Origin of the sequence: Pedobacter suwonensis (assembly GCF_900111825.1) — a bacterium.
Lineage (GTDB): Bacteria > Bacteroidota > Bacteroidia > Sphingobacteriales > Sphingobacteriaceae > Pedobacter > Pedobacter suwonensis.
The window spans coordinates 567,956-588,947 of the sequence record NZ_FOJM01000001.1 but is presented as its reverse complement, the minus strand read 5'-3'; the positions used below and the strand labels follow the sequence as shown (position 1 = coordinate 588,947).

Genomic DNA, 20,992 nt, shown 5'->3' with positions numbered 1-20,992 from the left:
GGCAATTTGTCGTTATATTTGCGGCAGAGATGAAAAGCGAGCAGATACAGGAAACTTTCGGAGATATTGATATTTATTTATTCGATCAGCTACTAAAAGGTACTTACAATGAGTGCGAAACCGTTTTGGATGCCGGATGCGGAACAGGACGAAACCTGCTGTACTTTTTAAAAAGTGGTGCACAGGTTTATGGGGTAGATCGGGATCCTGAAGCGATAACACAGCTTAAAATTGCGGCCAGTGTTTTTCCTCACATCAATCCGGAAGAAAACTTTAGCATTGCTCCTGTAGAACAATTGCCTTTTGAAAATGAAAGTTTTGATCTGGTGATCAGTTCGGCCGTACTGCACTTTGCCATGAACCAGGAACATTTTGAAGCAATGTTAACTTCCATGTGGCGTGTACTTAAACCAGGCGGGTATTTTTTCTGCCGCCTGGCTTCAGAGATCGGTATTGAATCACTGGTCCGATTTATCGGGAATGGCAGGTATATGCTTCCTGACGGATCAGAACGCTTCCTGGTTAACCAGGAGATGCTGGTGAGGCTTACGAAAAACCTTGGCGGGCAACTTCACGAACCGATTAAAACAACCAACGTACAAAACAGCAGGGCCATGACCACCTGGTGTGTACGGAAATCATAGTCGGTTTAAACTGCCTGCAACGCCGATCAGCGACATGATTTTCCTTTACGGATTGAAATACCGGATCCGGACATGATCGATCGGGAAGGGGTACTGCAGATTCAGACCAATTAAATTTCCCTGTTAGTTAACTTTAACCAACTCAACCCTTCGGTTTTTTGCTTTGTTCTCTTCAGAATCATTGGCCACCAGAGGGCGTCCAGCCCCGAAACCCCTGGCCGACAGGCGCGACTTTGCGATATGAAGCTTAACCAGCGCGGCCAATACGGCATTGGCCCGATCAGCCGACAGTTTTTTGTTGTGGGCGGCCTCACCAGTATTATCAGTATGCCCTTCGATGCTGATTTTCAGGTTTTGATCTTTGTTTAGGGCTTCGGCAATTTGATTTACGGTTTCTGCACCAGCAGTTGTGATGCCGGATTGATCGGTATCGAAATGAATATACAGAATAGACTTTCCACGGTGAGCAAGATCCTTTATAATCGAGTCAGCGGTGATCTTGCCAATGGTTTGGGTAAGTGCTTTTTGTTGCAGGATATTCAGCTTTGCGCCAAGATTTGTAGCTGAATACTGCACCAGGATATTCCCTTGTTCTTTACTTCGGATGGCATAAACATTAATTTGGTCTCCATCATAGCCAATGTCTCCTTCGTCACCTTTATTCGGATCTTGTTTATGGTAACGTTCATATTCCTCACTTGTAATGGTTCCGGAGTAAACTTTAACGGCGCCAACGGATTTAAGGTAATTATCTACGCTGCTTTCAAAATAGTGCTGAGAGAATTTTGTTCCCTCCTGACCGGTGATGTTAGCCTTGTATAATTTGCCTTCAAAGCCTTTCATCACCCCGTTAATGGGGAAAAAGCAAATGTCGAAATCATTCAGCAGGGGTTTATTCATTTCTGCAAGTCCTTTGGGCAAAGTGAAAAACGGAAATACGCCGAGATCGGCCTTGGTATAAGGTATGGTTTCGAAGCTAAATGTTGGTGTAGTGTCTGGTATTACCTGTTGCCGGGCTGCTGGTTCCTGCTGTTGAGCAGCCTGGGCATTATTTTCTTTCGGCTTTTGTTTACAGGAAATAACAATAGCTGCCAGTGCGAATAAAAATCCAATTTTTTTCATCGGTACATGAATTTTAGTTAAGGGTAAAATGTCAACTTACAAAATTGCCTTTGTGGTGTAAAAAGGGATTTAATTTCCTGATTTGACCAAAAATGCTGTAGCGAATTTAGCTGTAAAAGTTAAACATCGTTACAAATCCACACCGGTATCTTCCCTTAATACTGAAAAATACCGGAATACCAGTAGAAAAAAATACCGCAATTAAACCACTTTTTACCCAATGATTTCCTGCACTGATTATGCAACATGATAATATCCAAAATCGTTTTCAGAAGGTAAAATTTGAATTAGTTGATTGCAGTTCCAGCGCATGACCTTTTAACTGATTCAATGCATTGCGTAACCGTTGTGACAAACATTTTATAGAAATGGATGTTAGTGGTTAAAAATAATTTATGAAAAAAGAGATACAGAAAACATTGCTTTTTTTAACCCTGCTGCTTAGCACGGCATTGATGGTTTCATCTTGTAAGAAAAATGGTGCAGGGGAGGAGCAGCCGGAAACTGCCGCCACGCTAAAGCGCAAAGTGTTGGGTAAATGGGAATTATCTAAAGGCTTAATTACCTACTACGGCGCCAATGGCCAGGTGATTAACCAGGAAGATTTATCAGGAACTAAACCTGCTCCGGTTTGGGATTTCAGGGATAATGATATCCTTTACCAGAATGACGGCGGCAGGGAAAGGACATTTGCTTACCAGGTAGCTATTGATGCGAATGGTAAATCAAAACTGATTATTGACATGGATTATGATTTCAATGTGAACGTTGTTGATCAAAGCAATATGAAACTGTTTCTGGAACGTAAGTTGCCAGATGACCAGGAGGGCACGATTAGAAGGGAAACAATGGAAATAGAATTTAAAAAACTGTAGCCAACTGTTTTGCTTCATCCCCCGTGTTGATCAGTTTATAGAATATGCCGGAACCTCTAAGTTGCCGGCAATTTCGCTATTAAATCTATTGTTGCATAGAAAACCTTTAATTGAAAACCTCATCAGCATATGCGGCTGTTACAGGTTATGGATTCCTTTCTGTCTGTTTAAAATAATCTAATATCCAACTGATGGGGTCTGATACCGTACCGGAGATGGGGATATCGGGCAGAATCCCGAAAGGATCAATAGCCTCTTGAGGGAGATTTATGGTGCGTATGGAAGTTGGGTAACGTAGGCTGGCACCGTTAAGGCGGATAACATTACCGTTATAACCATCTATGCAGCCGGCGGTGGCAGTACCAAAGGTGGTTACCCTTTGGCTGGTTTTGGCCTTCAGTACAAAAGTTTCACCACTGCTTGCAGTTTTGGAGTCCATGAGTATCGCCACGTTTACTGGAAATTTGGCGTAATGAGCTGCGCTTAAATAAGGGGTTTCTAAAGTAGTTGCCCATGTTCCCCTTTTACTCGTATCTGAAGGGTTTAGCTTTTTCAGGATGCCCAGTTCACGGAACAGTTTGACGTTTTCATCGCTGAGATAGTAGCCAACCTTAGGCTGAACACTGGCTTTGATTAACAGATAGGGAAGCAGGGCGCGATAGGTCCTGTCGCTTCCTCCTCCATTGCCCTTTACATCGATAATTAAATTTAGGCATTGTGCTAATTTGTCTTTATGGACATCAATCAGGCTATCGACCACTGGCCCGAATCTTGGAGCACAGCTGGGCAAGGTAAAGATGGCCGAATTTTCATCTACCCATTTAAGCGTGGGCTTGTAGGGGTCTAACCGGTTCATTTCGGCCAATGTGGGAATACGATCAGTTGGCAAGGTGGGTTCCAATTTACGCCAGCTAAGGCCATCGTCGTCCAGCAGGGTGTATTTGCTGGTGAATCTGATCGTCGAACTTACCATCGTTGAGTCGCGCCGATAAAAGTCCATATCGTAAAAGCCATCCCTTTTTATCAGGTGCATTTTCAGCATGCCGGGCTTGAAAGTATCATTGTCTGCCGAGACGATCAGGGCATTAAAGTGGCCATAGTTATTAAGGTCTGGAATAATAACGGCTCGGTAACCTTCCATTTCCCATAAACCTTCAATGGAATCCTTCGTAATTTTATTGTCACGCCAGCGTTTTCGATATGATTTTAACGCCAGGCGGTGCTGAATGTAGTCGATTTTTTCTACTTCACTGTCAACGGTTACCCATAGGTGCTTATCTTTAAAATAAGCTACCCAATCGTTGAGCAATTTCTGGCAGGCATCACTTTGCTCAATGGATTGTGCCTTGATGAGATAGAGGCGGTTAAATGACTGGTAGCCCTTGTAATTGTTTGCATTAACCTTGATCTTAAATAGGGCGTAATTGTTTTCAATACCTTTGATACTTTGTTGAAGTATCTCGCTGCAGTTGCAGTTTTTGGCCACGGCATTAACGGATAAGAATAGGTTAATGAGCAAAAGGAATTTGTGTAATCGCATCATCAAATATAGCTGAATTTTAGCTGCGTTGTGAAAGGATTTAGTATGATAAATTGAAATCCTGCAACAGCTGTTTTTTATCAACCTGCGTAAAGGAACGTGTTATGTTGAAATTTACAGATGATACGTTTACTTAAATTAGCCTTCAACAACCACTGGTTTTGTGAATTTAGGAGGGGTGGATTGAAAATTAAAAACATTGCCTGCCAGCGGCTGTTCTCCATCTGTATGCTTTAAAAAATCAATAAAATTAAAAACCTATGAAATTCGTAAAAACAACATCCGCAAATGGCGAAGAAATTAACCTGCACTATCAAGATCTGGGTACGGGTACACCGGTAATCCTGATCCACGGCTGGCCACTCGATCACCAGATGTGGGACTATCAGTCTACCGCGCTTACCGATGCCGGATTCAGGGTAATCAGCTATGACAGAAGAGGCTTTGGTAAATCAGACAAACCACTAACGGGTTACGATTATGATACACTGGCTGATGATTTAAAGGCACTGGTTGATGAGCTTGGCCTGGAAAACGCGGTACTGGCCGGGTTTTCAATGGGTGGCGGAGAAGTGGTGCGCTACTTTAGCAAACATGGTGGTAAAGGCATTTCGAAAGCCATTTTGATCAGTTCTATAGCGCCCTTTATGCTACAAACGCCCGACAATCCGGATGGCGTGCCGCAGGAGAAAATAGATGAGATTACAGCAGGGCTTATTGACGACCGCCCCGGCTTTTTAGGCACTTTTTCCAAACAGTTTTATGGGCAGGGACTACTTAATAAACCAGTAAGCAGCGAAAGGCTGGCCACTGACCTGAACATTGCAATGCAGGCCACCTTAAAGTCGACCCTGGGTTCGGCAGCAGCATTTTCTTCTACAGATTTGAGGGCCGAAATGTCGTCGATACAGGTACCTACACTGATCATCCATGGAGATGAAGACCAGACCGTGCCAATTAAAGCCACCGGCGAGCAGGCTGCTAGGCTTTTGCCTCATGCAGAATATCTGGTTTATGAGGGCGAGCCGCATGGCCTTTTTATTACTGCAAAAGACCGGTTGAATGCAGATCTGATTGATTTTATACGTAAGTAACCTTTACGTAATCAGGCAGGAACCAAACCGTCCTGCCTGAACAATTTACTGCTTAATGAAAAGATGGTAGCGAATGTACCGCTAACGGTTTAATCTAACATCTTCAGCCCATTATTTACCGGCAGCATCAGAATGATGGTTTGCATGCTATTCTATAGCAGCCGACTATTGGTGAAGGCGGTTTACAAAAGCGATAAGCTGATTGTTTTAAACCCGGAACAGGCCATTGCAGCGGCTGGCCAGGCTTAGCTATAAGTAGCCGTCTGGTTCAAGATAACCGCTGCTGGCAGGTTGCCGGGCAATTAAATCCTGAAAATTCAGATTGCGATTTTATTTTTTCGCCGTTTTGGGGACCAGGGTAAGAAACATCCTTTTACCTTCGAGTTTTGGCAATAGTTCAACCTTGCCTACTTCTTCCAGGCCTTGCGCAAATCGCAGCAATAAAATTTCGCCCTGGTCTTTATATACAATTGAACGGCCTTTAAAGTGAACAAAGGCACGTACCTTTTCTCCGCTTTCGAGAAAGGAAACGGCGTGTTTAAGTTTAAATTGAAAATCGTGATCGTCAGTATTCGGGCCGAAACGGATATCTTTGATGATGGTCTGTTTGGCTTTACTTTTAATCTCCTTTTGTTTCTTTTTCTGTTCGTAAAGAAATTTACTGTAGTCGATGATCCGGCAAACGGGTGGGATGGCTTTCGGTGAGATTTCAACCAGATCCAGATCCAGTTCTTTAGCCATTTGGAGTGCCTGTGTGAGCGGGTAAATGTTGGTTTCAACATTGTCGCCCGTTAAACGCACCTCTGGCGCGGTAATCAGCTCATTTATTTTATGTTCTGCTTCTTTTTTTCTGAAGGGCAAGCGTGGCCCCCTGTAAAATCCTGCTTTTTTTAATGCCAAATTTGAAAAGTTTTAGTGAAAAATTCTGTTAACGGAGCAATTAATCTGGACAATAATGGTAATATAGCTTTTTTAGCGGAGCCAAGCAAGCTGATAGCGAAATCATGACGCTGTAAGTACTTTTGTATTTCCGCTGCAGAACAAGCCCAGAGGATGGGGGGTTAGAATTCTGACTCAGCCGTTGCGTCTTTTTAGCTGGTCGTCTCTTCGGTCATCACCTTGTCTTCAATCCTCATCGCTTCGAAGGTAATGAGCATAAAACCTGAGATCAGCAGCACAAGGGCTAAAAACTGCAATAGTTTTTCTGTGCTCCTGGTGTTTACCATCCTGTCTGCGCAGGTAAACCCGTTGATTCCGGTTAGTTTTCTGCGTTTGTTTTTTCGCCAGATGGCGAAGATGAAAATAAATGCCCCGAAAATTAGCGCTAAAATGCCACTGATAAAGGGCATTGTGGTGAAATTAAAGGTTTCTTGTGTTTCTATCATATAAAACAGACGAATAAAAAGCTAAAAAGTTTAAAAAAATATATTTTTTGCTGTGAAACCAGACTTCATGTGAGGTCTTTCTGATATGCCATTTGGCATCTTCTGCGCTTTCCTGCCACATTTATTGAGCGGAATGGATGGTAACTGACTTACACAGGAAGGCAGGTTCTGGCGCTCCATGCTGGTTTGAACTTGTTTAGCTATATACGATAGGCGTTTGATGCAATAATCAGGAACGGGCTGAAGCAAAATACTTATAGGTTTTAAGATTTATTTCGTTTGATCCAAACATATTTATGCGCACCCTGTTGTATTTAGAAATTATATTTAACTATGGAAAATACAGAAAAAACAGTTGAAATCTTAAACGACCTTATTCAGATCAATAATGATAGAGCAGATGGTTTTGATAAAGCAGCAGCCGATTTAAAAGAAGAAAACATTGATTTAAAGGCAACTTTTGAAAAACTATCATCTGATAGCCGCGACAACGTGATAGAACTGGCCGGGCTGGTAGGCAGAAATGCTGAAACTCCTGACACTGGAAATACTATTTTAGGAACTTTGCACAGGGCATGGATTGATATTAAAGCAACCTTTGGTGGTGATGACAGACACAGTATCCTCGCGGAGTGTGAACGCGGTGAAGATGCGATTAAAAAAGCATACCGTGATGCACTTGCAGAAAATGAGCTTGGAGAAAATGTTAGATCGGTATTGTTAAAACAACAGGAAGGCATTAATACCAGCCATGATGCAATTAAAGCATTGCGTGATGCCCACGCTTAAGCGATTGATTTTTTTAAAGATAAAAGCCGTCAAAATTAAATTGATGGCTTTTTTTATTGGTACCAAAAGGTAAAGAGAATGGTTAGCCTTTATAGCAACCGGTAGCATCCTCATTTTTCGAACCTAAAAATAAGATGCAGCTGCCTAACGGCAGACTGGATGGAAGGGTGAAATAAAGTAAGAGGCTGGTGCTGCCCCTCAGCTTTTTACGAACATCAGCCGATCTCTGGCGTATTGTTGTTTGAATGCCTTGCTGGGAAACGATAACCTGTAAATCCGTATTCCGTTGATATGCGAATTTTTTGAGTATATGGTATCCATAAGGGTTACCTGATCTGCAATAAGCAGAATGTCAAGCCCGGTTGATTTAGTGAGGTAAATGATGGTGTGCTGGTCCAGGTTTTTTGGCGACTGGTTTAGAAAGCTGTTTCTTGCCGATATTACCAGGGGCAGCGCTGCATTACCGTAGTGTTTTAAGGCGCCGGCGATGGCATAATCATTAGTTAAAATTACGCTGGCTTTGCCGAATGTACCCGGTTGCCGGCTAACTGCTGCTACTCTGGTGGTCAGGTGTTCCCAATCTGTCATGTCGGCAAAAAACTGTGGCATTTTGCCATAAGAGCCATCCTCATAACGAAGCGGTCGGGAAAAACCGGTTAGCCTGACCATTTCAGACAGGTAAAATTGATTGCCATTAACAGAAAATATAGGAATAACCACCGGAAGACTGAGCAGTGCAAAAACATAAAGCATGCCGGTGAACGTAACTTGATAAGCGGTTTTAAAGTGATTTAACATGCGCTCCCAGCAATATCCGCCGTTAGCAAATAGCAGGGGGAAGAGTCCCAGTCCGTAATAGAGCTTGCCCTTTAATACAGATAGTACTGCAATTACCATTAAAGATGCGATGCCCAGAAATAAGTATTCTTTGCTTTTCGGGTTGGTGATCAGAAAAATCAGGCCTGCAGACCATACCGCTACCGAAGCGCCATGAAAGAAAAACAGTTGCAGCAGGTAATCGCTGAGGTCAACGTCAAAGTTCGTTTTCGCTACTTCGGCTGTGAATTTAAAAATAGGAAAGCCTTGTTCTATTTGCCAGGCGATATGTGGTGCTAAAATCAACAGGAAAACAAGGGCAGGTGGCAATAGCTTTTTCCAGTGGGGAACATGGGTTCGCTGCCCGCAGATCAACCAGGCAATGAGCGCTGAAAAGGCCAATAACAGGATGCTGTACTTGTTTAGTATGCCGAACGCCAGTGCTGCTGCAGTAAGCCATAAGAAAGAAGTTTTACGGCTTTTATGGTAGGCGATGAGGGCGAAGGATAGGAGGGCCCAGAAGAACTCATCAAATACGGCCGGTTGCAGGAGATAGGAAGTTGCTAAAAATGCCGGCGAACAAATGATTGCGGAGCAAGCGATGGTGATGGCCAAACGTTTTCCGCCCAGGAAGTAAGTCATATAACCCGTGATTACGACGGTTGCAGCGGAGAAAAGGCAAGGCAGGATCCGGTAGCCGGTTAAAGATGAACCGAAAAGCAGATTTGATACATGCGCGATCCAGGTTACAAATGGTGATATATCAGGGAAACCCCATTGCCATTCCTTTCCAAGTTCAACGTAATAAATTTCATCAGCATGATAGCCATATCCTTTTAAGGCAATTAAATGGATCAACAATTTTAAGATTCCGAAGAATATAATCAAGAGATGAGGTCTCCAGATGCTGCGGGCTAAATCCTGGCTACTGGACATATTAACCATTGAAGAGGGGAAATTGGGTAGCGTATTGATTTCGATGCTGCAGATTCATATCTATTATAACAGCAAAGGGGTAAATTGGTTTAAAAAGGATGTAATTCAGGTATGAATATTAAGATTTTGACTATTTCAGCGCAGACCAACAAAAGGTTGTGTATGGTTGCTTATGCGCAAAACTTTTTTGCAGATTGGAAAATATGTAATCCGGGCTATCTCCCATTTCTGTTACGGCATGTATAAATTTTAGATTCGCTGTGCTGCTATTATTCGAGTAATATTTGGGTTACGTGAATACAACATCGTTTTACGTTAGGTACCATGATGGGTAAAATCACACACATTGCAGTGTAAGGGAAGTTTCGTAAATTGGATAACTATAGGTCAGAAATAAAAAAAACAGCCTGTGTCAACATAACAGGTTTAGCACTGGCCAAGCATAAAATTTGCGGGTATCGTTATGTTCAGCTTGTCCGGGCATCTTCATGATTTGGCAGGGACCTATATGGTTTTAGACTATAGCTGCATTCCATTCATTCCCCAAAAATCAGCTGACACGTTAACGATGTCGTAAAAAAAAATATTTTATAATATTGAATAAATACATTAAGTTAGTATTAAATCTACAAAATCAATATTATGAAAAACACAAAACTATTTATGCTGTTATTGGCGGGATCGCTGTTACTTGCTCAGGCCTGTAAAAAAACGAGTAACGATGAATTAAATGTTTCGGTAGAAAAAAAAGCTTCGGAAATAAGGCAAGGCTATTATTTGGGATCGTTGATCAGTTATGAACGAATTGACGGTAAAAATATCTTCAACGGCGATATGGTCATTCCGGATGAACAAATCACTACAAAACTGCCGGAAGTGACAACTGAGGGACACGGACCAGCCGGGGCATACAAGTGGCCAAACCATAAAGTTTCCTATCGGTTTGCGGCCGGATTTACCACTGCGCAGACCAATACAATATTAACCGCCATGGCCGACTGGACTGCAAAATCGGGGATTATATTTGAAGCCGTAAATTCCGGCTACTACCTGACTATACAGCCTGGCAGTGTAAATAATTGTACGGTAGGTTATGTTAGCGGTGCCACGATGAATCTTTCCAATCCGGAAGCTAAAGGTATTGTTGTTCATGAGTTAGGGCATGCTATCGGGTTACACCACGAGCAGCTACGTGCAGACCGTGACTCCTATATTTTAGTAAAATGGGACAATATAAGTGCGTCAGCTCAATCGGGTTATAATAAACTTACAGGTATGAATTATGGAGGGACAACATTTGATATCAGTTCTATTATGCTTTATGGATCATACAACGGATATGGTGCAATAAACAGCAGTCTTCCAACCACGACCAGGTTAGACGGTTCTACCTGGATTGATAATTCATGGAGTGGTACAAAATCACCATCCACCAAAGATGCCAGCTGGGTAAAAACTATTTATGGGATTTAGTATCTGATTTTTGCCAATTGCTTAAACCGATGTTAAAATGTCGCATGACATTAATTAACCGGGAAATGAAAAACGGGAACCTATCCGAAGATAGTTTCCCGTTTAATCTAAATTAACGCTCTCAGATATATAAGCGTAATTTTTTGCTATTTATTGTGCCTGGTGAAAAAAAATTGTCGGGTTTTATCAGCGGAATAAAAAAAAATCTTTAAGCTTCGCGAATGACATCATTTTTTCACCCTGGCCAAATGCCTTTTGTTGCCAGGATGATAAGCTGATGATGTGTTTAGCTGTGTCCGGCAGCTGCAATATATTCGGGATCCACAGGTGGAGCCGTATCAGTTGGCGTATTTTCAAGATAAGACTTTTCCAGTTCACCTAATAAATTTTTAAGCGTGCTGATCCTGGTGATCACCTCATCCTTTTGTGCTGCACTGTGCTCCGGGGCACCATCCATGGCATTTATGGTGTCTATAGCGTAATCCATAAACCCTTTTGCATTTTCAGATAATGTTAAGTTTTCCATATTAGTAACTGTTGGTCTGCATTGGTGCAGGCGCTACTGTAAGACAAATTTATTGCGATTTGGTTTGGACGATACTCAAAATGCCTGTTCTTTGGCTTGTATTCCTGTTTTAAGCAGTCCTTTTTGTGTGGCCTGGTTTGTAAATGGCCCCTAAACAGTTACGGGCATCAAAATGTACATGGGGAAACAGGCTTTAATCCATTGCCGGCTCAGTTTTCGCCCTGACCGTTGGCTGCCTTTCATAGGCGCCGTTTCTGTAATCCTGCTGAAAGGCGCCGTAATCTGCACATACCAGGGCGGCCTGTTCGGTGGCAATATTAAGGATTTGTTGCTGCCACCCTGCCTTGATGGCAAAAGCTTTCAGCTCATCTTTTGTGGCAGAACCATCCATGCCCGAACTCCTGAGTTGCGAGGATGCGGTAAGCATGCCCATATCATCAATTACCTGGTAAAGCTTACGGTATTCTTCTTTGATGAGTTTAAACTTCAGGGTGTCTTTTACGGGCTGTAATTCCTGAACAACGTAGTCTTCGCCTTTGAACGTTGCAGTAGAAAGCAGTGACGCCGAAACATGTTGCATGCGTTTCTGCACGGAAACAATGCGCTGGGCCTCATTTTTCCATGTGGGTTGGGGAATGTCCAGATAAGGGGAGAGAGAGGATGGGTAGGCTTGTTTCATATCAATGAGCAGATAGCGGTCTTTTTTGCGTATGCTTTTAAGCAGAAAGAGGTAGCGTTTTTGTCCCAGGCTTCCTGTTCCGGCAAGGCGGTAAACAACATCTTTCACCCGGTAGTTATATGGGCTATCGTTGTTGTGCGACAACCAGTTTTCCATGTGGTTGATTAATTCGGCTTTTAATTCTTTTTTTAGTTTAAAGTGCCGCTCATCGCTGGTATCCAGCAGCAGTTTTCGTCCTTTTTTTAATGTCCTTTTCTGCAATAGCTCGTCTGCAGAACTCCGTTCCGCACGTTTTAGAAAATCGCCGGTAATGCCTTTGGATGTTCTGGGATCCAGGTCCATGGCTTTTCCACCAATCAGGGTGGTACCATAGCTTTTCAGGAATAGTGCAGCCATATTCATGGCTTGTTCCCCATCGATCTCCAGGGTTTGGAAAGCAATAAAAATGCTGGTCACCAGACGCACTACTTCCCATAGTACCGGTGCCTTTACCGCTTCATCGAAATCGTTGAGATCAAAGTATACCAGTTTGTTATCCCCTTTATAACTGCCAAAATTTTCCAGGTGCAGGTCGCCGCTGATCCAGCCAACCGGCGATTTGGGCATTGCTTTTAGTTCAGCAATCCTTTCGTAGAAAAGATGGCACGTACCGCGGTAGAACCTGAATGCATTTTCGAGCATTGCGCTGTATTTAAGCCTGGTGATTGAGGGCAATCGGTTTTTGTTGAATGCTTTTATTTTATCTGAACGTGCTGACATATATTTATCACTTATAGCTAGTACAAACTGATGGGCATAATGGTTTTGGCTTTGTGCTCAGCGTTGTAGCCGGCAAGGCATTTTTTACTTTCATTTGCGGTGTTAGCGGCTGGCCATCATTTATTGGCCTTTTGCAGCCGTTATTGAATTTTTGGTGACCGTTAATGATAAACCGGTTATTTTATCTGATTTCTGAGAAATAAATGTTTGCCATCTCTTATAAAAATCAGTATTTTTATTCAAATTTAAACTCGTAACGAAATAACGCCTCTCTAATGTTCAAAGATCCCTTTTCTTTTTATGGCAGAATCCGCCGCACGGAATTTGCCTTAACCCACATCTTTTATTTTATTGTTCATTTTTTTGTGCTGATTGTGGAGAATAATAAGTCAGTTGGCAGCTGGATTGAATTTACAAAATTATTGCCAATCTATTTGTTGATGTCGCAGGGTGCGAAACGCTGCCATGACTTAGGTAAATCAGGCTGGTGGCAATTGGTACCTTTTTACATGCTGATGATGTTTTTTTTGCCCGGCGATTATGGTCCCAATGAGTACGGTGATCATCCAAAAGGCGAAGGTAATGAGCGTTATGATGCATTTGGATATGACTTTAAAACCGGCAAAACGATTGCGGCAGGGGAGCATGATCCAGTGTGAGCTTTTCAGGAATAAAACAAGACCAAAATCAATACGATAAATAAACCCAATCATTTAAAATAAAACGTTCAACCCGTAAAAAACATGAAGTTTCCAAAAACGATATCCATTTTACTGTTATTTACCATTTTTGGCACTACGCTTCCGGCTCAGGAGGTTGCAAAGCCTGATCCAATTGCCATTGTTAAAAACTGCATAGCAGCGATGGGTGGTGAATCTTTTCTCCGTAGTATTACCACTTTGTACAGTAATATGAAAACAGAAATGGAAGGCAGAGCGGTAAATTACATCACAAAAGAACTGTTGCCAAATAAGGGTAGTTTTAAGATTGTATACAAAGGCAGGACCGTATTTCAAAATTGGTTCGATGGGAAAACGGCTTTTGAAACCGTTAACGGCGAGGTGAAAAAAGCAGATCTTGCGGAATTTAAGGACAAGTTCGACAGGAAAAATATTTTTAATGAACTCGATTGGATCATGCCCGAACTGTGGACGCTTGAATTTCTTGGCGAAGAGAAGGTGGGAGAAAAGGACTGCTATAAGATCAGAGCAAAGCGTAAAAGCGGGCTGGTACAGCTGTTGTATTTTGACAAGGAAAGCAAGTTGCTGCTGCGTGATGACAAGGTAGAAGACATCAATAAAAACAGTTTTGCTACAACACTTTATATGGCTTATAAAAAATATTCAGGGCTTACCTTTGCGTCGGAGATGAAGATTGGTGATAAGGATAGTTCACAAATCCTTACTGTTGTTGAACTGAAGATCAATTCGGATGTAAGCGAGGCTGACTTTAGACCTTAATCTGGCTGTTTCTTTAGTTATAAAATCGAATGCTATACCGGCGACTACCTGCCTAATATGATGTAAATTCCAAAAGCCGACCAAATCAGCTGAACGTTGCTTTGTGCCTGAGCGTTGTAGAGCTGCAGCAAACTGCAGGGCTTGACACACCAGATATGGAATTAGTATTCAGAAGCCTGAAAAAAAAATATAATTAGAATCACTATGACAAAGATAAATTTTTTATTAATTGTGATGATCTTACTCAGCCTTTTTATAGGCATGTCGATTAATAGGAACTGGTTTTTTATCTATCAGTTGGAATTTATTGATTATCCTGAAATACTTAAAGATGGAAGAGAGGATAATGTACGAAACATCATTTTATGGGTAATAATATTGTTATCCCATATGGGAATCATCATACTACCTTTCCTAACAAAGAGCCATCTTTTTAGTAAATCGTTGTTATGGTTTCCTTTAATTTACCTTTTGAGTTACGTTTTTTTTAGAGCAGAAGTTGTTTTTCTACTTATACCGTTTATAATTATTTGGGTCATGACTTTGAGGTTATGCATAAAACAAAATATCAATGGGAATATTGCCGCATAAACCTACTCCAAAGCAAAAAGTGAACTGGATTATTATCTTGAATTTAGAAGTGAAACGGGAATTAACAGGAAGGTTAAAACTAACGAAAAAAATCAGTTATATAGCAGATTGGAAAGTATTGTTGCAAAGGTATTTGGTAATTGAATAAACATACCAACCCGCAATCTTTTTGTTTTGCTCCAAGTGCTGTAAACCAATGGAATTGCGCATATGTACTCTAGTAATACAGGTTCGGCCGCAGTAAAAGATTGAAGATAAATTTTATTGCGGTCACAAAATTTTAAAAAAAAATATGTAAGGTTTTGTTTATCAGTTGTATATTTTGTTTTGCTTGGGTTTAATCGGCTATTTGCCGATACAAAACTTGGTAAAAATATTCTCCAGCAAATCATCAGTAGTTACGGTACCGGTAATTTCACCAAGGTAATGCAGGGCCTGTTTAATATCCATGGCTAAAAAATCAGAGGTTACCGGATTATCGACATTCGCCAAAACCCTTTGCAGTGCCTGTTCGGTTTGTTTTAAAGCTTCTACATGGCGGATATTGGTGACCAAAGTTTCACTGGTATTGATATGGTGCAGGTTAACCTGTTCCAGTAAGGTGGTTTTGAGTTCATCAATACCCTGTTTCTCTTTAGCTGTAGTAAAAACCACATTTAACGCTTCTAAAGCTTTACGCTGCATATCGCTAAGGAGTTCGGCTTTATTGACCAGAATTAAATAGGGGATGCCCAATTGTGCTAAACCGCGGATCTGCTCTTCAATTTCGGCGACACTTTGAGCAGCATCGGCCATATAAATGATCAGTTTGGCCTGTTTCATTTTCTCCAGCGTACGTTCAACACCCAAAGCTTCAATAATATCGGCCGTATCACGGATTCCCGCAGTATCGATAAAACGGAAAACTACCCCGCCAATGGTTAGTTCATCTTCAATCGTATCGCGTGTGGTACCAGCAATATCCGAAACAATGGCACGTTCTTCATTTAAAAGGGCATTTAACAAGGTAGATTTACCTACATTGGGTTTACCCGCAATAACAATGGGAACCCCGTTTTTGATCACATTTCCCATTTCAAAAGAGGAAATTAAGCGTTGCAAAACGTAATTGATTTTGTTTACCAGGCTTTTAAGCTGTTCGCGGTTGGCAAATTCTACATCTTCCTCAGCAAAATCGAGTTCGAGCTCAATCATCGAAGCAAAATGGATCAGCTGTTCACGCAGGCCCTTTAATTCATTGGCGAAACCGCCGCGCATCTGCTGCATGGCCACATCATGCGATGCCCTGGAGTTGGAGGCAATTAAATCGGCGACTGCTTCTGCCTGACTCAGGTCGAAAGCGCCATTTAAAAAGGCACGTAAGGTAAATTCACCCGGTTTGGCTGCCCGGGCACCTTTGCTGATCAGCAGATTAATAATCTGTTGGATAATGTAGTTAGACCCATGGCAGGATATTTCGACTACATTTTCTTTTGTATAAGATTTTGGGGCAACAAACAAACCTGTCACCACCTCATCCACAATATGATCGCCATCTTTAACCAGGCCAAAATGTAAAGTATGCGAGGCCTGCTTTTCTAAATCTTTTCCGGCAAATACGGCATTGGTCAATGAAATAGCATCCGGACCGGATAAACGGATTACGCCGATGGCGCCGGAACCTGAAGGAGTAGATAAAGCAATAATGGTATCTTGATTGTTCATATCGGGTATTGAAGCTGCAAAAATAAGGCTAATCTATGGGGATATGGTGTACGGGAAGTAATTTTTTTAATTAGGGTTAACTGCTTAATTGGTTAACCGGTTAATTGTCTCGCAACTCCACGCTCCCAATTTTAAAATAATTCTCGCCGCCAAATGCTAAACCCCACACGCAAAGCAATTATTCAAAACATTTCAAACCGGACGGTGTTTAAATCTCAAATCAGAATAAGCTTTTTATGACGAATAAATTACCCCTAACCGTAAAACGATCAATAGAATTACTGGGCCTAATGGCCATTGCAGCGGTGATGGTGATCGGACGAGACATCATCATGCCAATATTGATGGCTTTTTTCATCAGCATTATGCTGCTCCCCGCATACCGCTTTTTAAAAAGAAAAAAAGTGCCGGAATCGTTAGCCATCATTTTACCCATTTTGCTGGTGGCCCTGTTTGTGGCTTTGATTATTTGGTTTTTCTCCAACCAGATTGGAATTTTGGTTAAAGATTTTCCGCAGATAAAGGCCAATGTAACACAACATATCAATTCGTTAAGCGATTGGATCAGTCGCATTACCCATTACAATGATAAACAGCAAAAAGCCTTTATTCAGGCCAAAAGCGATGACCTGATGAACATGGGGACATCAATGGCAGGTGGTGCTGCTGTTACTCTGAGTGGTATATTTGTGTTTATCGGTTTATTACCCATTTATATCTACCTGATGCTTTTTTATAAAGACATTATTTTGCGTTTTATCTTCATGTGGTTTAAAGCGGATGACCATCCGAAAGTTAAAGAAGCCATTTATGAAACTGAATCGATTATTAAAAGTTATCTGATCGGACTGTTAATTCAGATTACCTATATGACCATTTTATTGGGGGGGATATTGATGTTGATTGGTATTAAACATGCCCTGCTAATCGGGGTAATCTTTGCGATATTAAACCTGATCCCTTATGTAGGTGCCTTAATCGGTAACGTGATCGGTGTACTGTTAACGCTTACTTCATCGCAGGAGTTATGGCCCGTACTTACCGTTTTAGGTGTAATTGCTTTTGTTCAGTTTCTGGATAATAATATCCTGATGCCGCGTATTGTAGGCTCGAAGGTGAAGATAAATGCTTTGTTTGCAATTATCGGGGTATTTATAGGCGGCAGTATAGCCGGGATTTCCGGGATGTTCCTGGCCTTGCCTATTGTGGCCGTGCTTAAAATTATATTCGATCGTACCGAATCATTTAAACAATGGGGTGTATTGCTTGGCGACGAGCGCCCGGCCAGAAGTCCGATGACTTTTCCTATTTTCAGAAAGAAAAAACCGGTGGCTACCAAATCGGGAACCGAAAAAGAATAGTTTCTAAATCACAGATTTTAAAGAAACAAATAAACGCAAGGATTCTGATAATAGTCAGAGTTCCTTGCGTTTTCTGCTATATTAATAATAAGAAGTGTTCAGGTTGCTGTTTTGCTTTTCTGCGGCCTCAATAGGTGCATAATTGGAAAGAATAAGTGCCTCACCTTTTTTAACACAAACGTCGTGTTCAAAATGTACAGACATGCTTCCGTCTGCCGTCCTGATCGTCCAGCCATCTTCATCCAGAAAAACATCCTTTTTTCCCATATTGATCATCGGTTCAATGGCCATCACCAGATTTTCCCTTAAAAGTAAACCGGTACCTCTTCTGCCATAGTTCGGCACCTGTGGATCTTCGTGCATCTCTTTGCCCAAACCGTGGCCAACCAGGTCTCTTACCACGCCGTATCCCTGCTTTTCGTTATAGCTTTGGATGGCTGCACTGATATCGCCGATGCGTTTGCCCACAACAGCTTCCTTAATCCCCAGAAAAAGCGACTCTTTGGTCGTTTTTACCAGGTTTAATATTTCGGGCGATACTTCGCCTATGATGAAAGTATAAGCATGATCACCGTGAAAACCGTTTTTAATCGTGCCAACATCCACTGAAATAATATCACCATCTTTCAATTCATCCTTGTTAGGGAAACCATGTACCACTACATCATTTACCGAGGTGATAATATGAAAAGGAAAGCCATTGTAATTGTAAAAGGATGGAACAGCACCATTATCCATAATAAATTCGTTGGCTAACCGGTCTATTTCGAGGGTGGTGATGCCAGGCTTTAATATTTTAGCTACTTCTGCAAGGGTATCGCTCACCAATAGTGCGCTAATCTGCATCAGTTCTACTTCTTCGTTGGTTTTATATAAAATCATTGCTGCAAATTTAGCAAAAGAAGCTGAAAGCGTGCTATTTTTATCTTCGTATACCTTATGGTGGGGTAACGTTCATGCTCCTGTGACCACTCCTGATATTCATTGCTAAAAAAAATATACTCCTTTACCGAAAACCAGGATCTGTGAACTATATACTGAAAGCATTGGCGTTTAGCTATAAGTTTGCCGGAATACTTGGGTGCGTTTTAATAATTTGGTTCCAAAATCTTACTTCTTATTCTGCTCATGGTTTCTCCACGTACCCCCAGGTAACTGGCCAGGTAACGCTGTGGTATTCGGTCGATATCGAGGCCACTCTCCTGAAGTTTGCGGTATCTGCCGGTAGCTTTGGGAATGCGCGACAGTATTGCGCGCTCTGAGGCCGCATAATGATGCCGTTCCATCAGCTTTCTGCCGATCAGGTTAGTCTCAGGATAGTTATTGTACAGGAAATCCATTAAAGTGTATGGAATGCAGATGAGCTTGCAGTCTTCAAGGGCCTGAAGATATTCTATAGAAGGACCAGACTGCTGGTCGGGGTGACGTATAGCGCTTATTAATTCATTTCCTAAACTGAACCAGGTACTAATATCTTTTTTACCATCGCGGACAAAACCACGTACAACCCCGCTTATCAAAAAATATAGAGAAGCATTACTATCCAGTGGTGAAAGAATATATTTATTTTTCTTTACATGGATAAGCTTGCAGGATCTTTCATGTTGGGCTTTGATCACATTTGATAAAGGACAAAATTGCTCAAGATAATTAAAGAGGGGACGTAAATAAGATGTCGAGTTGTGCATATGAAACTAATATTGATTACAGCATATAGTACCAGCATATTCAATTGAAATGATATACACTTGTAATATTCCAGAATCAAAGGTATCCTGTTTGTGGTCTACACTCACGAATGAGGTGTTTTGTCATCTCTAACGATACGATAGTTAGACTACAAAATGGTTATTTGACGGGTTAATAACTCATTTCCTGTGCAAAATAGGCAGTTGGCATTAATCCTGTTTCCTTTTTAAATGCGTTATAAAAAGTGGCGTGACTTTTAAAGCCAGCTTCTGAGGCCATGGCTTCGATGGTTATTTTATCTGATTTTAGGGGATATTGTTTCAAAAAATGATCAATCCGGTAACCGTTTATCCAATCGCGGAAATTTTTGCCGATGTGTTTGTTGATTACAAAAGAACAGTGATGGATCGGCAGGTTAAGTTTTGCCGCCAGGTCCATAATCTGAAAATCGTGAAGGAGGTAGAGCTGCTCCCTTTCCATTATTTCTTTCATGGCGAGGGCATAGTCTGCCAACTGCTCATCTAAAAGGTTAAACTTTTTAGCTTTTGAAGGGCTAGGTATCAGATTTTCTGTTTTTAAAGGAACTATTAGGTCATCAGTGCTGTTTTCCCCGGCTTCAGGTTTTTTAGTCCAGTTTACCGCCACCAGCAAATAGCCATAAAAAATATAAGGCTTGTGAAGCGTATACCACAAAATAAGCAGCAGGGCCAAACAGTTTAATACGATAAAATAGGTATTAACATACGGTATATTCAGGTATTTTAACATAAAGGGCGCCAGACCAAACACCTGAAAAAAAGTTCCGATCCTTAGAAAAAAGATGATCCATTTTCTGCCTTCGCTATCGAAGAACTGTTGAGGTTTGTTTTTGAGGCGGATGACCGCAATCCAACTGGCACATAAATAACAAATGACCATTAATGGCCGAAATATATAATGGAAGTATGGCGGAAAAAGCCCCGTTTTTACATTTAAAAAGAAGTATCCTTTCTGGGCTAACTGTGTTCCCACCAAATTCCAATCAGGCATAACGGAAAGATGCCAGGGGATAACATGGATAACGGCCAGTAAAGCTGGTATAAAATGAAGCCATTCTATTTTTTGTAACCGTTTACGGTGCTGAAGAAAGCCTGTAACATATAAATAAAAACAAGCTGGGGCAGCATAATAAAACGGTGTAAACGTTTGATGGAAGATGGCCAAAGCCTCGGGTTGACCAGCTTTGAAAAGCAACGAGGTGAAGATCTGTCCGAAACGTGCGAAAAATACAAGGGAAAGCAATAGGTTTAAAAACCTATTGCCCTTTTTCGCAAAAAAGAGATGTATGGAGAAGGTGAGTAGTAATAAACAAGTGGTGCAAATGAGAAGATTTAACGACTGCATATTTCCAACCAAGATAAGACATAATTACAAAATTAAATGGCTCGATTTTAATTTTTTTGACGACAGCAGGCACTACGCTTAAAGCGTTAAAAATGAGGAAGCTTTTGTGTGTTGCGGCAGCTATTTTTGTTACCATACTTCGTTACTGCACTGTTTTTTTGAGGTA

General features: G+C 41.5%; 20 protein-coding genes. 9 read left to right on the top strand and 11 right to left on the bottom strand.

Annotated features, from left to right (window positions below):
* The first annotated feature begins 29 nt into the window (after positions 1-29).
* Positions 30-644 carry a class I SAM-dependent methyltransferase gene (locus BM107_RS02375; RefSeq protein WP_090979851.1) on the top strand — a complete coding sequence of 205 codons (615 nt, stop codon included), beginning with the start codon at positions 30-32 and terminating at the stop codon, positions 642-644.
* Between the two features lie 123 nt (positions 645-767).
* Here the strand turns inward: BM107_RS02375 and BM107_RS02370 are convergent, their stop codons facing one another.
* Positions 768-1,766, bottom strand: a complete 999-nt coding sequence (locus BM107_RS02370) for an OmpA family protein (protein ID WP_090979849.1) — start codon at positions 1,764-1,766, stop codon at positions 768-770.
* Positions 1,767-2,161: 395 nt separating this feature from the next.
* Here BM107_RS02370 and BM107_RS02365 point away from each other — a divergent pair, with 395 nt between their 5' ends.
* Complete coding sequence (locus tag BM107_RS02365; protein WP_090979847.1) at positions 2,162-2,641, top strand: hypothetical protein; 480 nt, start codon at positions 2,162-2,164, stop codon at positions 2,639-2,641.
* Positions 2,642-2,786: 145 nt separating this feature from the next.
* Here the strand turns inward: BM107_RS02365 and BM107_RS02360 are convergent, their stop codons facing one another.
* Positions 2,787-4,184, bottom strand: a complete 1,398-nt coding sequence (locus tag BM107_RS02360) for a S41 family peptidase (protein WP_090979845.1) — start codon at positions 4,182-4,184, stop codon at positions 2,787-2,789.
* Between the two features lie 257 nt (positions 4,185-4,441).
* Between BM107_RS02360 and BM107_RS02355 the strand changes: the two genes are divergently transcribed.
* Entirely contained in the window at positions 4,442-5,275 is an 834-nt protein-coding gene (locus BM107_RS02355; protein ID WP_090979842.1) for an alpha/beta fold hydrolase, read from the top strand.
* Between the two features lie 330 nt (positions 5,276-5,605).
* Here BM107_RS02355 and infC read toward each other — a convergent pair whose 3' ends face one another.
* A complete protein-coding gene (infC, locus tag BM107_RS02350; RefSeq protein WP_090979840.1) occupies positions 5,606-6,175 on the bottom strand; it encodes a translation initiation factor IF-3 in 570 nt (189 codons plus the stop codon).
* A 191-nt stretch (positions 6,176-6,366) separates the two neighbouring features.
* Positions 6,367-6,660 carry a hypothetical protein gene (locus tag BM107_RS02345; RefSeq protein WP_090979838.1) on the bottom strand — a complete coding sequence of 98 codons (294 nt, stop codon included), beginning with the start codon at positions 6,658-6,660 and terminating at the stop codon, positions 6,367-6,369.
* Between the two features lie 333 nt (positions 6,661-6,993).
* On the opposite strand from BM107_RS02345, the gene BM107_RS02340 reads away from it, so the two are divergent.
* Complete coding sequence (locus BM107_RS02340; RefSeq protein ID WP_090979836.1) at positions 6,994-7,449, top strand: PA2169 family four-helix-bundle protein; 456 nt, start codon at positions 6,994-6,996, stop codon at positions 7,447-7,449.
* Between the two features lie 198 nt (positions 7,450-7,647).
* On the opposite strand, the gene BM107_RS02335 is transcribed toward BM107_RS02340, so the two are convergent.
* Positions 7,648-9,201: an ArnT family glycosyltransferase gene (locus BM107_RS02335; protein ID WP_159435182.1), complete on the bottom strand. Its 1,554-nt coding sequence runs from the start codon at positions 9,199-9,201 to the stop codon at positions 7,648-7,650.
* Between the two features lie 642 nt (positions 9,202-9,843).
* Here BM107_RS02335 and BM107_RS02330 point away from each other — a divergent pair.
* Entirely contained in the window at positions 9,844-10,674 is an 831-nt protein-coding gene (locus tag BM107_RS02330) for a M12 family metallopeptidase (RefSeq protein ID WP_090979832.1), read from the top strand.
* Between the two features lie 286 nt (positions 10,675-10,960).
* Here BM107_RS02330 and BM107_RS02325 read toward each other — a convergent pair whose 3' ends face one another.
* Together BM107_RS02325 and BM107_RS02320 are read right to left on the bottom strand one after the other, a co-directional pair.
* Positions 10,961-11,200 (bottom strand): hypothetical protein, encoded by a 240-nt coding sequence (locus BM107_RS02325; protein WP_090979830.1) that lies wholly within the window; start codon positions 11,198-11,200, stop codon positions 10,961-10,963.
* 193 nt (positions 11,201-11,393) lie between these two features.
* On the bottom strand, positions 11,394-12,638 hold the full coding sequence (locus tag BM107_RS02320; RefSeq protein ID WP_090979828.1) for a DUF2252 domain-containing protein: 1,245 nt from the start codon (positions 12,636-12,638) through the stop codon (positions 11,394-11,396).
* Between the two features lie 275 nt (positions 12,639-12,913).
* Here BM107_RS02320 and BM107_RS02315 point away from each other — a divergent pair, with 275 nt between their 5' ends.
* The 3 genes from BM107_RS02315 to BM107_RS24590 all read left to right on the top strand — a co-directional run bounded on the left by BM107_RS02315 (position 12,914) and on the right by BM107_RS24590 (position 14,837).
* Entirely contained in the window at positions 12,914-13,297 is a 384-nt protein-coding gene (locus tag BM107_RS02315; protein WP_090979826.1) for a DUF805 domain-containing protein, read from the top strand.
* 84 nt (positions 13,298-13,381) lie between these two features.
* The gene (locus BM107_RS02310; protein ID WP_090979824.1) at positions 13,382-14,098 is read left to right on the top strand and encodes a hypothetical protein; all 717 of its coding nucleotides are present in this window, start codon (positions 13,382-13,384) and stop codon (positions 14,096-14,098) included.
* 571 nt (positions 14,099-14,669) lie between these two features.
* Positions 14,670-14,837, top strand: a complete 168-nt coding sequence (locus tag BM107_RS24590; protein WP_159435181.1) for a hypothetical protein — start codon at positions 14,670-14,672, stop codon at positions 14,835-14,837.
* 197 nt (positions 14,838-15,034) lie between these two features.
* Here BM107_RS24590 and mnmE read toward each other — a convergent pair whose 3' ends face one another.
* Positions 15,035-16,393 carry a tRNA uridine-5-carboxymethylaminomethyl(34) synthesis GTPase MnmE gene (gene mnmE / locus BM107_RS02300; RefSeq protein ID WP_090979820.1) on the bottom strand — a complete coding sequence of 453 codons (1,359 nt, stop codon included), beginning with the start codon at positions 16,391-16,393 and terminating at the stop codon, positions 15,035-15,037.
* Positions 16,394-16,629: 236 nt separating this feature from the next.
* Between mnmE and BM107_RS02295 the strand changes: the two genes are divergently transcribed.
* Positions 16,630-17,754 carry an AI-2E family transporter gene (locus tag BM107_RS02295; protein WP_090979818.1) on the top strand — a complete coding sequence of 375 codons (1,125 nt, stop codon included), beginning with the start codon at positions 16,630-16,632 and terminating at the stop codon, positions 17,752-17,754.
* An 81-nt stretch (positions 17,755-17,835) separates the two neighbouring features.
* On the opposite strand, the gene map is transcribed toward BM107_RS02295, so the two are convergent.
* The 3 genes from map to BM107_RS02280 all read right to left on the bottom strand — a co-directional run bounded on the left by map (position 17,836) and on the right by BM107_RS02280 (position 20,724).
* On the bottom strand, positions 17,836-18,636 hold the full coding sequence (gene map, locus BM107_RS02290) for a type I methionyl aminopeptidase (RefSeq protein ID WP_090979816.1): 801 nt from the start codon (positions 18,634-18,636) through the stop codon (positions 17,836-17,838).
* A 206-nt stretch (positions 18,637-18,842) separates the two neighbouring features.
* Positions 18,843-19,373, bottom strand: coding sequence for a Crp/Fnr family transcriptional regulator (locus tag BM107_RS02285; RefSeq protein ID WP_090979814.1), 531 nt, complete (start codon positions 19,371-19,373; stop codon positions 18,843-18,845).
* A 241-nt stretch (positions 19,374-19,614) separates the two neighbouring features.
* Positions 19,615-20,724, bottom strand: coding sequence for a helix-turn-helix domain-containing protein (locus BM107_RS02280; RefSeq protein ID WP_159435180.1), 1,110 nt, complete (start codon positions 20,722-20,724; stop codon positions 19,615-19,617).
* Positions 20,725-20,992: the final 268 nt, after the last annotated feature.